Source organism: Oceanobacillus sp. FSL K6-0127 (genome assembly GCF_037983385.1).
In the GTDB taxonomy this organism is placed as follows: domain Bacteria; phylum Bacillota; class Bacilli; order Bacillales; family Amphibacillaceae; genus Oceanobacillus; species Oceanobacillus profundus.
The window spans coordinates 1,173,904-1,185,944 of the sequence record NZ_CP150287.1 but is presented as its reverse complement, the minus strand read 5'-3'; the positions used below and the strand labels follow the sequence as shown (position 1 = coordinate 1,185,944).

Genomic DNA, 12,041 nt, shown 5'->3' with positions numbered 1-12,041 from the left:
TATTTATTTCGAGTTCCGTTATTTAATATGTTAAAATATACATAATTGAAACTAAAGGAGCAAACAAAAATGAAAAAAGAAATTATTAAACGCTTTACTACATATGTAAAAATAGATACACAATCAAATGAAGATTCTACAACAACACCGACTACAGAAGGCCAGCTTGAGCTTGTTAACCTGTTAGCAGATGAACTAAGGGAAATAGGAATGGAAGATGTGGAAGTTGATGAAAACGGTTATCTAATGGCTACCCTTCCATCCAATACTGATAAAGATGTCCCAACAATCGGCTTTTTGGCACATGTGGATACTGCTACAGACTTCACTGGTAAAAATGTCAATCCACAAATTGTAGAGAAATTTGATGGAAACGATATCGTATTAAATCAGGAATTAAATGTTGTACTATCTGCAAATGAATTCCCGGAGTTACCAAGCTATAAAGGACATACGTTAATCACTACTGATGGTACAACCTTACTTGGAGCAGATAATAAAGCAGGAATTGCAGAGATTATGACTGCGATGAACTATTTAATTCAGCATCCTGAAATTGAGCATGGACGAATCCGTATTGCATTCACACCAGATGAAGAAATTGGTCGAGGACCTCATAAATTCGATGTATCCCGTTTTGATGCATCATATGCCTATACAGTAGATGGCGGTCCACTAGGTGAATTACAATACGAAAGCTTTAATGCAGCGGCAGCTAAAGTAACTTTCCGTGGTAATAGTGTTCATCCTGGTACAGCTAAAAATAAAATGGTTAACTCCGGTAAATTAGCTGCAGCGTTCATTAACAAATTTCCAGATCAAGAATCACCAGAACATACAGAAGGCTATGAGGGCTTCTACCATCTTATTTCTGTTAATGGCGATGTAGAACAGACAAAGGTTTACTACATTATTCGTGATCATGATCGTGAAAAGTTTGAAGCAAGAAAAGCAACCGTAGAGCAATTTGTAAATGAGATGAAGTCACAGTATGGAGAAACAGCTATCCGATTAGAAATGAAAGACCAATATTATAATATGCGAGAAAAAATTGAGCCTGTGAAGGAAATTGTTGAAATCGCAGAGCAAGCGATGAAAAACTTAAAAATTGAACCAATCATCGAGCCAGTTCGAGGTGGAACGGACGGTTCACAGCTCTCTTATATGGGACTCCCTACACCAAACATCTTTACAGGCGGGGAGAACTTCCATGGGAAATTTGAATATATTTCCGTAGATAACATGGAAAAGGCTTCGCATGTAATTATCGAAATTAGTAAATTGTTTGCTGCTAAGTAAGTACAAAAGCGGAGGCTCGGTTAGGTCCGCAAGAGTCAGGCCCACTTGATGGGTCTGATTTTTTTCTCTAAAAGCACAAGTTTATAGAGAAACGTAACTTTAAATCTCTCTCTGTCTATGATTTTTCTGAATGATTTGCATTTTCCTCGTATATTGCTCTTGAAGTATTATGTATGAGAAAATGAATGAAGCTTTTTACTTCTGCTCGTCATCGTAGAAACATAGATTAATAGTAGTGTGTTCAAAAAGCCTTTTTGAACAACCTCTAGCAGCAGAAACACAAGGAGAGAATGCTAATGTTTAAAAAACCTATCATAAATATGTGTCTAATTTTAATGCTACCAACCTTTACGGCAGCTTGTAATGCTCCCGAACAACCAAGTAATGATTCGAAAAATCCTGAAGAAACACCTGCACATTCAGAATCTGATCCAACAGATAGAGAGGAATTCACCGAAATCCCTAATGAATCACTCCAAAAAAAGGATTCAGGTGAGAAAGTAAAGCAACTCCAACTTGCTTTAAATGAAGTTGGGTACGAGCTTAATCCAAGTGGTGACTATGACGAAACGACAACATGGGCAATAACGGATTTTCAGTTACAACATGATACCTTACTCGCATCAGGCATCTATGATGAACCAACTAAACAACAATTAGAACAGCTTATTGAAAATAAAGATGTCATTAAATCTGGTGAAGGGTTGCCTCTAAAAGCAGAGCCAGCTTTCACCAATTCAGGAACAGAAATTATTGCGAATCCATATGATCAACTCGGGTTGATTAACAAAGAACATGCTTTACCAGAAGATTATATACCAGAAGATCTTGTGATTCCGGATGTACCATTCCCATTTGCAGAGGATCTACCTAAAAAACAAATGCGTCAAGCTGCAGCTGCAGCCTTGGAAGAGCTATTTCAAGCCGCAGAAGAGGCAGAGCTTGAACTCTTTGCTCAATCCGGCTATCGTTCTTACGAAAGGCAAGACTCGATATTTGCAGCGAATGTACAAGCACATGGTGAAGAAGCAGCAAATAACTTTAGTGCTCGTCCTGGAGAAAGTGAACATCAATCAGGTCTAACAATGGATGTTACAAGTCCAGCAGTAGATTTTGATTTAGTAATTGAATTTGGTGAAACAGAAGAAGGTAAGTGGATTAAAGAAAATGCTGCAGATTACGGATTCATTATCCGGTATCCAGAAGGAAAAGAAGACATAACAATCTACCAATTTGAACCATGGCATCTCCGTTATGTAGGTGTAAAAGCAGCAAAAGAAATTATGTCACAAGCTATTACATTAGAAGAATATTTAGAAGCAGATAAATAGAACACATCTTGCAATCCTGTTTCCTTGGAACAGGATTTCTTCTTTTTTCAACCCCTTATTATAAGGGAAACATTATCTCACCTCCCTAATCCATGACATTTCTTTGTGCAAATCCAAGTCAATTTGTGCATCTAATGCGCGAATTCGTTTCAATGCATCAGATCCTTCAATCGTTTTATAATGATGCTTGCCACCGTTCTCTTCATCTGCTTCATCTGCCATCGCTACTACTTGTTGAAGTGGCTTTAGTTCTAGTTCTCCCTTTGGCAAATACGAATCGGTGTGAAGGAGGACAGCAACAGCAATCTCTTTTGCTGATTGTCGATCTTCCCCTATCCGGATAAGCAGCTTATGTGCACGACTGGCACCTTTAATCGCATGGATATCATTTTCTTTATAGAGATCATAATCCCATTCACCATCTCGATACCATGTGTAATGTCCAATGTCATGTAACAATGCTGCCTTTGCTGCTAGATCTGGATTCACATCAAACTCTTTTGAAAACATATATGCATATTCAGCAACAGCAATCGCATGGGCAATCCCAGATCGACTCAAATATTTCTGTGTGATTGGATGAACAAAAATCTGCTCCAGCGTAACGTTTCTCATTCGAATTCTCTCCTTTCGATGTAATTATTGCTAGGTAAAATTTCAACGACTATATCATAAATTCTACTTACTTGCAATAATAACCGATTATATTAATTTAAAACATCGTCTAAAAGCGGAAGTTCTCTACGAAGATGATTACTTCGCGGATGGCTGTTCTAGTAAAACATGTACATGCGTACAGGTTAGAAAACCCGGCATGCGCCAAGTCTTATAGCGAACTCCTAATTGCACTTATAAGTTTTATACTTTATTATCTGCCAAAAAACACTGTCCACCTAAGGTGAACAGCGTTTTTCTTTAAAATGGCTTCAAAATCATCAATGCAATAATGATTAAGAAAATGATATTGGTTATATGCTCGAAAAAGAATAGCTTACCAGCTAATCTATAATAGCTCTCTGGTATTGTTTCTCCCTTATGGTTTTTTAAAATGTCCTTTATCGGCTTTGATTTTGGAGATAATACAAATGGTCCAAATGCTAATGCAGTTAAAAACAGACTGAGACTTAGCCAATACCAGCCCTGCGTAAATAAATAGGTATTAAGGAAACCCATCCAAACACCAGTAACAAGTAACAACGTGCCACCAATCATCGTATAAATATGTAATTGATTACGGATTACAAAAGCATGACGAAGCTCCGTCATATTACTCGCCTTTTTCACGATTACAGTCATCACAAGGCCTGGACCCATTCCCAATATGGCAGAAAATATATGAATAAATACTAATAATCCATAGAATGACATCAACTCAACCTCCTCACTCGTTATCATACACCCATTTATTCAGTGAAGGTTGTGATATCTGTCACAAAAAAAAGCACAGTATGAATACGTTGTGAAATTTCGTACTTCCCTGGCACTACGATAATAACGATTTTGTACAAGAACGATGTACTTGGCTTTTTATAACTCCTGAAAAGCAGCTTGAATCAACACGTTGCTTTTTAAAAGTTTATCAGATACAATTTAAATGATAACAATTATCAATTAAAAACAATATAGGGGTCGTTTTTATGCAAAAATCAGAATTAACAAAAATCATTAGAGGAAGACGGGCAGTTAAAAAAGGATATAATGATAAAATAGTTACGGAAGAAGTCGTGTTGGAATTGTTAGACGATGCCATTTGGGCACCAAATCACGGGATGAGACAACCTTGGAGATTTATTTTTGTTAATGCCGATCAAAAAGCCAGCTTTGCGAAGAAAATTGCTTCTACCTATCCTGAGGAAAGACAGCAAAACAGAGAAGATTATTTGAATGAGCCAAGCGCTATTTTAGTTGTCATTATGGATGAACCGGATATCCCGAAACAATGGGATGAAAACTACGGTGCAATATCTGCCATGATTCAGAACTTTTGGCTACTTGCATGGGAGCAAAAGCTTGGAGTCGTCTGGAAAACAAACCCACATATTTACGATCCAAAAGTAAAAGAAATTCTTGCTGTAAATGGCAACGAAAAAATTGTTGGTTTTCTCCATATGGGGTATTTTGATGAACTACCTGAAACAAAGGAAAGAATTTCAGCAAAAGCTAAATTCAGTCTGTTTGAAGGTTAATTATAATAATAATGAGCGGCTAAGATCAGGTATGAACTTTGCCGCTCTTCTTATTTACCACGTCTTCTTTTAGCTTCTTTAAGATCCTCCTGGGTAATTTCTCCACTTTCCAACCTTTTCTTCATTATTTCTAATGAATCATCTGTTTCTGGCTGAGACTTTTCCGTTCTAAATTTACTCAAAATAACGATAATAATGATGAAAATAATAATGGTTAAAACGAATCTCACAATTAATTCCATAGGCATTATCCTCACCTCACTATGCAGCATTCCCTTTTTCTAAATTCTTTAATCTAAACTAGTGAGGGGCATAGCCCTTTTATAGCGCTAATTCACTTTATTATAGTATTCTGTCCATTTCTCTGTTCCTGTCTCATAAAAATAGCGCCATGCGGCATTTCCATTTTCATAGGCCGCTCCCCAATTTTCTGTTTGATTATCGTAGCCATAGCTCCAAATTGTCGTCGAACGTTCGTAGAATATACTCCACAGATTATTAGCATTCTCCATTTGGCGTTCAGTTGTTAAATAGTTTATCAGATCTTCTGCCCGGTCAAATTCCAGTTCGGATTTTCCCATAATAGCGTAGCCTGTTTCATCCGCTTGTTCCATCAATTGCTGTGAAAGCTCATCAGCTCGCTTCATACCTTCTTGCTGCCATGTTTCCCATGCCTCTTGCAGACGATTATATTCTTCTTCCCAATAATCTTCTAAGTCCTGCTTATTACCAGCATATGTGAATTCACCTTTTCCAGCTTCTGCAACTTGCTCTAATAATTCTTGAGCCTCATCATCAACCTGGAACCCTATAATATTAATAATTGGCTGGACATCTTTCTGATTCAATTGTTCAGCAACCTTAATAGGATCTCCATCACAGGTTTCAATTCCATCACTTACAACATAAACAATAGCAGTGGATGCATGATCTGGAATATCCTTTTCTGCTGCCTCTAATGCATTTGCAATTGGTGTCCATCCAGCTGGTTCTACTCCTTTAAGTGCGCTCATAAATTCCTTTTCGTTCATTTCTCCATTGTATAACGACTCCGTCGCACGACACGATAGCTTTTTATCATCATCTGATCCTGTTCCTTCATGACCATATACGCGTAATGAAACGGTACTGTTTGCTGGTAGAATATCAATAAAATTTCCAATTGCTTCTTTCGCTAATTCCATGCGACTTGTGCCGTCACTTTGATTATTCATACTACCACTTGCATCTAATAAAATTGCAAAGTGAGAAGTAGAGGTAGCCATTTCCTCAGATGGTTCCTCCAGTTCTTCATCCGGTTTATCTACATTAACCTCAACCGTTGGATCGAACGTTACAAATGTCTCCACTTCCGCATGAAAATCTTCCCGAATTAATCGTAAAATTGCTGCTTCCAGCTCTTCCTCTGACAGATTTTCTGGCAGTTGATCGAGCATATCCTTTGCAGAAGCTAGATCATATTTATCCCCACTGTATAATCCAGCTTCCACAATCAGTTCCTGCTCCAGCTCGTCTAAATCACGTGGCAAACCATCTAATGAATAAGATTCCATTTCTGTTTGCCACCATTCAGTTTTCGCTTTTTCTTCTGCCTCTGATTCTTCCACATGACTCGTATCATCCGGTTCAGCAGTTTCTTCAGATTTGCTACAAGCAGAAAAAACAAATATACAGCCCAATAAAAGTATGATTGCTTTTTTCATAATAGACTCCTTTAAAATAAATATGTATACATGTTATTATACTAGAAAATGACCTAAAATTATAAAAATTTATTGATTATCGTCATTGTGGTGATCGGTTCCCGAATGAAGCGGGAGCATGGCCAGTCGATAACTCATTATGCCGATGGGTTACCAAACAAAGCTTGAGCACAGACATTCGGGCACTTATTACTTTAAATAATGACCGAAAAGCAGAGTAAGATCACTACTAAAAAAAATTACATAAAACCCCTTGACTTTTATTTCAAACTATTCTAGTATTAATTCCAATAACTTAAATGAACTTAAGCAATGACGAAGAATAGTAATCTATTTTGACACTCTAGAGAGCTGGTGGTTGGTGTAAACCAGTGTGATCGTTTAGATGAATGGGCTTCCGAGCTTCCAAACCGAACTAATTTCAGTAGGCTTTGGCGAAATGGTCTCATCGTTACAAGAGACAAATATCAAGCATGGTTGCTTGATATTGCTAAAGTGAGCTGTTTTCAGCTAATAAAGGTGGTACCACGGTCCCTCGTCCTTTTTTTGGATAAGGGACCTTTTTGCGTTTCTAATAAACTACATACCTAAATCTTCGAGTAAGAGGAGTAGACAACAATTAAAGCGTTGCAGAGAGCTGGTGCAGGTGGGATTCCAGTACGTGGATTGTTGTTGAATGGACTTACGAGAGGTTTCCTGAACATTCGAGTATGGAAACACGGAATTCCGCCGTTATACGGATAGGATATCGGATATCGAAAAGCGAAAACGCCTGTACTTGCACGTCCTGGGCGTTGGAGCTAGACAATTGGCATCCCGTATCTGAAAAAAGATGAAAGGTTTTTCTTTCAAATGAGGTGGCACCGCGGTCACATCGTCCTCTATAAACACATCCATATTGTGTTTATAGAGGACTTTTTTATTTTAAAAAACAGAAGGGAATGAACAGGATGCAGGTAACCAATAAAACTTATATGTTCAAGAAAATGGATGCTGCCTACTTAACACCAATACACATATTCAAACAATTATCAGGAAAAAAAAGATTCCTGCTAGAAAGCACGTTCCAACATGAACAAAAAGGAAAGTATTCCTTTCTTGGAGTAGATCCATATCAAGAGATTATTGGAACGGAAAATAAAACAACAATCCGTCACCGTGAAAAAAACACGATTGAATTTCATCCAGAACATGCGCTAAACCATATCAAAAAGCACATGCCAAAATTTGAAACAGACTTGCTATTGCCCTTTTTTGGAGGCGCAATTGGTTATATCGGCTACGATTCAATTCGGCACTTTGAAGACATTGGCAGTCCCCTGCCGGATGACTTGAATATGCCTGACATTCATTTCATGCTTTATCAAAATGTTATTGTTTTTGACCATACTGAAAACCAGATATACTTAATTGCTTTGAACCTGGATAATCAGCCGGAAAGAGTACTAGATGAACGTATCGAGGTATTAGAAAAAGCATTAACTAAAACTGAAAGTCACAGCGAACGAAATTTTAGTCCAATTGAATTCGAAGCCGAAATGACTTCCGAAAGCTTTCAGGAAAAAGTAAAAGTAGCAAAAAGGCATATTAAACAAGGTGATATTTTTCAAGTAGTTTTATCACAACGTATGACAGCGACGATTGATGAGCATCCAGAATTTCCATTTTATTTTTACGAAAAGCTTAGAACAGCAAATCCTTCACCATATATGTTTTATATCGACTTTGAAGACTATGTAATTTTAGGAGCTTCTCCTGAAAGTTTAATTCAAACCACTGGTAATGAAATAATTACAAACCCAATTGCCGGTACCAGAGCACGCGGAACCACACCGGAAGAGGATGAAGCATTGATGGGGGAACTGCTTGCCGATAAAAAGGAAATTGCTGAGCATCGAATGCTTGTCGACCTTAGCAGAAATGATCTTGGCCGTGTTTGTGAAACTGGCAGCATCACCATTCCGACCTACATGAAAATCGAGAAATATCAGCACGTAATGCATATCGTCTCTGAAGTAAAAGGAAAATTAAAGAAGCATTTAACTGGAATTGATGCTCTTATCTCCTGCCTCCCTGCCGGCACAGTCTCTGGAGCTCCTAAAATAAGGGCGATGCAAATTATTAACGAACTCGAAGATAAAAAACGCGGTGCATATGGTGGTGGGATTGGTTACATTAACTTTAACCATGATTTGAATATAGCCCTTACGATTCGGTCTCTCATTCTTAAGAATAAGAAAGCATATTTACAGGCAGGCGCAGGAATAGTGTACGATTCGATACCAGAAAATGAATATCAAGAAACATTAAATAAAGCAAGATCACTAATGGAGGTGCAGAAAATTGATTCTTTTAATTGATAACTATGATTCATTCACGTATAACCTATATCAATATTTTTCAGAGTTAGACCTTGAAATTCAAGTTATCCGAAACGATAAAATTTCAATCGCTGAAATTGAAGAGCTCGAACCAAAAGCGATTATCATTTCTCCTGGACCAGGTTTACCAGACAAAGCAGGCATTTGTATCGAATTGGTGAAACACTTTCACACAACCATCCCTATATTGGGCGTATGTCTAGGTCATCAAGTAATTGGAGAAGCGCTGGGAGGCAAGGTTGTTCCTGCAAAGCAAATTATGCATGGCAAAACCTCACTTGTTGCCCATCAGAATACTGGGGCTTTTAAGGAATTGCAAAACCCGATTGAGGTTATGCGCTATCATTCTTATGTGGTTGATCGGGACACATTACCCGAGGAGTTAGAGGTTGTTGCATATGCGATAGAAGATGGAGAAATCATGGGGATCAAGCACCGAGACTTTCCACTGTACGGACTTCAGTTCCACCCAGAATCAATTGGCACATTATCCGGCAAAACAATGATTCAAAACTTTATGGACGAAATTAGAAAGGAGTTCTTAACCAATGAAACCGTATCTTAAAAAATTGATGAATCGTGAGCATTTAACAGTAACAGAAATGAAGGAAGCTGCAAATTACTGCTTTACAACGGATGTGACTGAAACCGAAATAGCTGGATTTCTAACGGCGTTACAGATTAAAGGAGAAACTGCTGACGAAATCACTGGACTTGTTGAAGTAATCCGTGCCAAGTCCTCCTATCAAACGAGTCCAATCCAAGATGCAATGGACAACTGTGGTACCGGTGGTGACGGGTCCAATAGTTTTAATATTAGTACCACCTCGGCATTTGTTATTGCCGGGGCTGGCGTTACAGTAGCAAAGCATGGAAATCGGAGCATCTCCAGCAAAACTGGAAGTGCTGACGTACTGGAACATTTAGGCGTCTCCCTCTCATTCTCCAACGAGCATGTTAGTGAAATGCTTGCAGAAAATAAAATTGCATTCTTATTTGCTCCACATGTTCACGAAGCACTTCGCCCTTTTTCAGTCGTTCGAAAGCATTTGGGACTGCCAACAATTTTCAATGCGATTGGCCCACTGACAAATCCGATTGAGCTTGATACCCAACTGATTGGTGTATATCGTAAAGATTTACTGCCAATTATCGCAGAAGCAGCAAAGAAATTGGGCAGACGCCGAGCAGTTATTGTAAACGGAGCTGGGTCAATGGATGAAGCTTCTCTAGCTGGAGACAATCACTTGATTATCCTCGAGGATGGGAAACTCACTGAAACAACAATCCATCCAGAAACGGTTGGCTTATCCATTTATCCAAATGAAAGTATCCGCGGTGGGGCCGCAAAGGAAAATGCGGAAATTCTCAAATCTGTTTTAAACGGGATCCCTGGACCATACTTGGATACGGTTTTATTAAATGCAGGACTTGGACTATTTACAAATGGTAAAGCAAAGAGTCCTCAGGAGGGGATTGAATTAGCACGCGAAAGCATCCAATCAGGCGCAGCTTTAGAACGATTACAGCATTTAGTAGCATACAGCAAAAAAATTCCAAGTGGGGTGTATTAAATGACTTTCTTAGAGAAAATTTTAACCGAAAAGGCAAAAGAAGTTGCCAAATTAAAAACGAAAACGATTGAGCAGAAAAACCACTCTCCAATACCTACTTTCAAAAGCAGAGTCAAGGGTGCAGCACATATGAATATTATTGCTGAAATCAAACGTTCCTCCCCATCAAAAGGAGCCATTCATATGAATGTAGACCCCGTTAAACAAGCAACACAATATAAACAAGCTGGGGCCGCTGCTATTTCTGTACTGACAGATGAACCTTTTTTCAATGGATCGATGGACGATTTACGAGCTGTTCGAGAAGCTGTAGACGTTCCGATTTTATGTAAGGACTTTATCATTGATCCGGTTCAAATTGATCATGCAAAAGCCGCTGGGGCAAACATTATTTTGCTCATCGTTGCCGCCTTATCCAAGGAACAATTTACTGAATTATACAACTATGCAACAAGTCTTGACCTAGAGGTACTCTGTGAAGTTCATAATGAAGAAGAATTGAAATCAGCATTAGAAGTAGATCCGGAGATTATCGGAATCAATAATCGTAATTTAAAAACATTTGAAGTCGACCTTGGGACAACAGAGAAGCTCGCTTCTCTGCTAACAAAGCAAAATGCAATTCTAATTAGTGAGAGTGGAATGAAAACAAAGGAGGATGTAATACGAGCTGCTGATGCAGGGGCTAATGTTGTTCTCGTCGGTGAAACACTGATGCGATCAGACAACGTAGATGAAACCTTCAAACAGCTGAAAATTCCACTACCAGTGAAAGGGGCGAATTAAATGCTCGTCAAAATTTGCGGCATTAAAACAATCGATGCAGCCAATGCGGCAGTAAAGGCCAGGGCAGATTATATCGGATTTGTATTTGCCGAGAGTTCGAGAAAAATCTCCCCTGAGGAAGCTGCGATGATTGCAAGCTCCCTCCCTGCTTCCGTTAAAAAGGTTGGTGTTTTTGTCAATGAAACGGTGGAGACAATGAAGGAGACCGCTCAAACAGTTGGCTTAGATACCATTCAATTACATGGAGACGAACCTCCAGAGGTAGCGGAGCAGCTGCCGTATGAAATTATTAAAGCATTTCCGGTTAATAAAGAAACACTACCTGCCATTCGCTCTTATCCATGCGACTATTATTTACTAGATTCATGGAGAGGCGGAAGCGGCATTGCCTTCGATTGGAGTTTAGCTGATCAGCTATCCATCAACCGGGCAAAAATCATGCTAGCTGGCGGACTTACTCCGGAGAATGTTACAAGAGCAATAAACACTGTCAGGCCAGCTGCCGTTGATGTATCCAGTGGTGTGGAAACAAATAAAGAAAAAGACCTTAATAAAATAGAGCAATTTATAAGAAATGCTAAATTGAATGAGTGGGTGGAGCGTTAGTTCCTTTGCAAGCCGGTATGGTGCTATAAAATAAGAGGTTGGTTCTTTTGCGGGCGGAGGTGGTGTCTTAATACTTAAGGATGGTGCTTTAGCACGCGGCATGGTGTCTTAATACTTGAGGATGGTGCTTTAGCGCGCGGTATGGTGTCTTAATACTTGAGGATGGTGCTTTAGC

12 protein-coding genes and 2 other annotated features are annotated in these 12,041 nt (G+C 38.9%); of the genes, 8 read left to right on the top strand and 4 right to left on the bottom strand.

Annotated elements, in window-relative coordinates; all coding sequences use genetic code 11:
- The first annotated feature begins 69 nt into the window (after positions 1 to 69).
- Positions 70 to 1,299: a peptidase T gene (gene pepT / locus MHH64_RS05890; protein ID WP_251660336.1), complete on the top strand. Its 1,230-nt coding sequence runs from the start codon at positions 70 to 72 to the stop codon at positions 1,297 to 1,299.
- A gap of 296 nt (positions 1,300 to 1,595) precedes the next feature.
- Positions 1,596 to 2,630 (top strand): D-alanyl-D-alanine carboxypeptidase family protein, encoded by a 1,035-nt coding sequence (locus tag MHH64_RS05885; RefSeq protein WP_095311687.1) that lies wholly within the window; start codon positions 1,596 to 1,598, stop codon positions 2,628 to 2,630.
- A 72-nt stretch (positions 2,631 to 2,702) separates the two neighbouring features.
- Here MHH64_RS05885 and MHH64_RS05880 read toward each other — a convergent pair whose 3' ends face one another.
- The gene (locus MHH64_RS05880) at positions 2,703 to 3,245 is read right to left on the bottom strand and encodes an HD domain-containing protein (protein ID WP_095311686.1); all 543 of its coding nucleotides are present in this window, start codon (positions 3,243 to 3,245) and stop codon (positions 2,703 to 2,705) included.
- A gap of 300 nt (positions 3,246 to 3,545) precedes the next feature.
- On the bottom strand, positions 3,546 to 3,998 hold the full coding sequence (locus MHH64_RS05875; RefSeq protein ID WP_340002861.1) for a DUF2269 domain-containing protein: 453 nt from the start codon (positions 3,996 to 3,998) through the stop codon (positions 3,546 to 3,548).
- 269 nt (positions 3,999 to 4,267) lie between these two features.
- Here MHH64_RS05875 and MHH64_RS05870 point away from each other — a divergent pair, with 269 nt between their 5' ends.
- Complete coding sequence (locus tag MHH64_RS05870; protein WP_095311682.1) at positions 4,268 to 4,816, top strand: nitroreductase; 549 nt, start codon at positions 4,268 to 4,270, stop codon at positions 4,814 to 4,816.
- A 50-nt stretch (positions 4,817 to 4,866) separates the two neighbouring features.
- On the opposite strand, the gene MHH64_RS05865 is transcribed toward MHH64_RS05870, so the two are convergent.
- The gene (locus tag MHH64_RS05865; RefSeq protein ID WP_340002860.1) at positions 4,867 to 5,058 is read right to left on the bottom strand and encodes an SHOCT domain-containing protein; all 192 of its coding nucleotides are present in this window, start codon (positions 5,056 to 5,058) and stop codon (positions 4,867 to 4,869) included.
- Between the two features lie 87 nt (positions 5,059 to 5,145).
- Positions 5,146 to 6,519, bottom strand: a complete 1,374-nt coding sequence (locus MHH64_RS05860; protein ID WP_340002859.1) for a VWA domain-containing protein — start codon at positions 6,517 to 6,519, stop codon at positions 5,146 to 5,148.
- A gap of 303 nt (positions 6,520 to 6,822) precedes the next feature.
- Positions 6,823 to 7,065: a binding site (T-box leader), on the top strand.
- 40 nt (positions 7,066 to 7,105) lie between these two features.
- Positions 7,106 to 7,404: a binding site (T-box leader), on the top strand.
- A 56-nt stretch (positions 7,405 to 7,460) separates the two neighbouring features.
- Between MHH64_RS05860 and trpE the strand changes: the two genes are divergently transcribed.
- Genes trpE through MHH64_RS05835 form a run of 5 tightly spaced genes read left to right on the top strand, consistent with a single transcriptional unit; the run spans position 7,461 to position 11,866 of the window.
- Positions 7,461 to 8,879, top strand: coding sequence for an anthranilate synthase component I (gene trpE, locus MHH64_RS05855; protein ID WP_095311676.1), 1,419 nt, complete (start codon positions 7,461 to 7,463; stop codon positions 8,877 to 8,879).
- On the top strand, positions 8,863 to 9,465 hold the full coding sequence (locus MHH64_RS05850) for an aminodeoxychorismate/anthranilate synthase component II (RefSeq protein WP_095311674.1): 603 nt from the start codon (positions 8,863 to 8,865) through the stop codon (positions 9,463 to 9,465). The genes trpE and MHH64_RS05850 overlap by 17 nt, the downstream gene beginning before the upstream one ends.
- On the top strand, positions 9,449 to 10,474 hold the full coding sequence (gene trpD / locus MHH64_RS05845; protein WP_251660331.1) for an anthranilate phosphoribosyltransferase: 1,026 nt from the start codon (positions 9,449 to 9,451) through the stop codon (positions 10,472 to 10,474). The genes MHH64_RS05850 and trpD overlap by 17 nt, the downstream gene beginning before the upstream one ends.
- Positions 10,475 to 11,260, top strand: coding sequence for an indole-3-glycerol phosphate synthase TrpC (gene trpC / locus MHH64_RS05840; protein ID WP_251660329.1), 786 nt, complete (start codon positions 10,475 to 10,477; stop codon positions 11,258 to 11,260). It abuts the gene before it with no gap.
- Positions 11,261 to 11,866 carry a phosphoribosylanthranilate isomerase gene (locus MHH64_RS05835; protein WP_251660327.1) on the top strand — a complete coding sequence of 202 codons (606 nt, stop codon included), beginning with the start codon at positions 11,261 to 11,263 and terminating at the stop codon, positions 11,864 to 11,866.
- The last annotated feature ends 175 nt before the right edge of the window (positions 11,867 to 12,041 follow it).

Bases quoted from the DNA above. Each gene is read 5' to 3' on its own strand.
- pepT (WP_251660336.1), top strand. From the start codon at position 70: ATGAAAAAAGAAATTATTAAACGCTTTACTACATATGTAAAAATAGAT.
- MHH64_RS05885 (WP_095311687.1), top strand. From the start codon at position 1,596: ATGTTTAAAAAACCTATCATAAATATGTGTCTAATTTTAATGCTACCA.
- MHH64_RS05880 (WP_095311686.1), bottom strand. From the start codon at position 3,245: ATGAGAAACGTTACGCTGGAGCAGATTTTTGTTCATCCAATCACACAG.
- MHH64_RS05875 (WP_340002861.1), bottom strand. From the start codon at position 3,998: ATGTCATTCTATGGATTATTAGTATTTATTCATATATTTTCTGCCATA.
- MHH64_RS05870 (WP_095311682.1), top strand. From the start codon at position 4,268: ATGCAAAAATCAGAATTAACAAAAATCATTAGAGGAAGACGGGCAGTT.
- MHH64_RS05865 (WP_340002860.1), bottom strand. From the start codon at position 5,058: ATGGAATTAATTGTGAGATTCGTTTTAACCATTATTATTTTCATCATT.
- MHH64_RS05860 (WP_340002859.1), bottom strand. From the start codon at position 6,519: ATGAAAAAAGCAATCATACTTTTATTGGGCTGTATATTTGTTTTTTCT.
- trpE (WP_095311676.1), top strand. From the start codon at position 7,461: ATGAACAGGATGCAGGTAACCAATAAAACTTATATGTTCAAGAAAATG.
- trpD (WP_251660331.1), top strand. From the start codon at position 9,449: ATGAAACCGTATCTTAAAAAATTGATGAATCGTGAGCATTTAACAGTA.
- trpC (WP_251660329.1), top strand. From the start codon at position 10,475: ATGACTTTCTTAGAGAAAATTTTAACCGAAAAGGCAAAAGAAGTTGCC.
- MHH64_RS05835 (WP_251660327.1), top strand. From the start codon at position 11,261: ATGCTCGTCAAAATTTGCGGCATTAAAACAATCGATGCAGCCAATGCG.